A 1,250-nucleotide genomic window follows, 5' to 3' on the forward strand; every position below is an offset into this window, starting at 1 on the left:
GCTTGGAATTGGATTTTCGTAATTTTGGGATTCACGATCTGCGAATGGATCGTTTGGAATATTGTCTGACATAGGCACGCCTATCTAGCAAGGAAGGTATAGAGCTAGTATATCTGAGTCTCTCGATAAGCTACAGAATTGCTTTGAAAAAAGAATGATCGAGATCGACTCTGGAACTGCAAATAAACTAAGGGCGAGCAAGCAGGATCAAAAGCTCAGAGTTATCGTTCAGTAAGGATTCAATGGTGCACTCATCCAACTCGGCGAGGAAGGCACTTTTTGCTTTGGCAAGCTTATCTTTGAGGCGGCATGCGGGAGTAATGTGGCAAAACTCCACCCCACAATTGACCAAATCTAACGGCTCCAAATCTCGCACGACACCACCAACGGTGATCTCAGACGCTGGCTTCATCAAGCGAATACCACCGTTTTTACCGCGCACGGTATGCACGTAGCCTAGCTGCCCTAAACGGTTGATTACTTTGACCATATGATTACGAGACACACCAAACAAATCCGTCACTTCGGTGATATTGGTCAGCTCATCTTTTGGCAATGATGCTAAGTAAATCAAGGTTCTCAGCGCGTAATCAGTAAAGCTCGTTAACTGCATGTTCTCTCCCAGAGTGCGACTTAATAGCTCAATGTCAGTGACGAAACAACCAACTTACGCTATCGACAAAAGTGTAAATCTTTTCTTGATCGAAAGATACATTTGAGATACAACTTTAAACATGCATTACAAATACAACTTAAAAATAGGAAGTTCTTATGCTCAGCAATCAAACCATTGAGATCGTGAAAGCGACCGCGCCACTAATCGCAGAAACAGGACCAAAACTGACCGCTCACTTCTATGACCGCATGTTTACTCACAACCCTGAGTTAAAAGACATTTTCAACATGAGCAACCAGCGTAATGGCGATCAGCGTGAAGCGCTATTCAATGCCATCTGTGCATACGCTGCTAACATTGAAAACTTGCCTGCTCTGCTTGGCGCAGTGGAGAAAATTGCGCATAAACACACCAGCTTTTTGATCACGAAAGATCAGTATCAAATCGTAGGTAAACACTTGATCGCTACAATTGAAGAGTTATTCAATCCGGGCCAAGAAGTTTTAAACGCGTGGGCTGAAGCTTATGGCGTATTGGCTAATGTATTTATCCAGCGCGAAGAGCAAATCTATCAAGCGAATGCATCGCAAGAAGGTCGCTGGCGAGGGCTACGTGAGTTTGAGTTGGTCGGTAA

Annotated in this window: 2 protein-coding genes; one reads left to right on the forward strand and one right to left on the reverse strand. The window is 44.1% G+C overall.

The window, feature by feature from the left end; all coding sequences use genetic code 11:
* Nucleotides 1-187: 187 nt before the first annotated feature.
* On the reverse strand, nucleotides 188-613 hold the full coding sequence (gene nsrR / locus R8N28_RS25445; protein ID WP_029831134.1) for a nitric oxide-sensing transcriptional repressor NsrR: 426 nt from the start codon (nucleotides 611-613) through the stop codon (nucleotides 188-190).
* 158 nt (nucleotides 614-771) lie between these two features.
* On the opposite strand from nsrR, the gene R8N28_RS25450 reads away from it, so the two are divergent.
* Nucleotides 772-1,250 (forward strand): globin domain-containing protein (locus R8N28_RS25450; protein WP_318183688.1); only part of this gene is annotated, 479 nt, incomplete at its 3' end.

The sequence above is a fragment of the Vibrio sp. Vb1554 genome (assembly GCF_033344235.1).

Coding starts and splice junctions, on each gene's coding strand:
- nsrR (WP_029831134.1), bottom strand. CDS start 613: ATGCAGTTAACGAGCTTTACTGATTACGCGCTGAGAACCTTGATTTAC.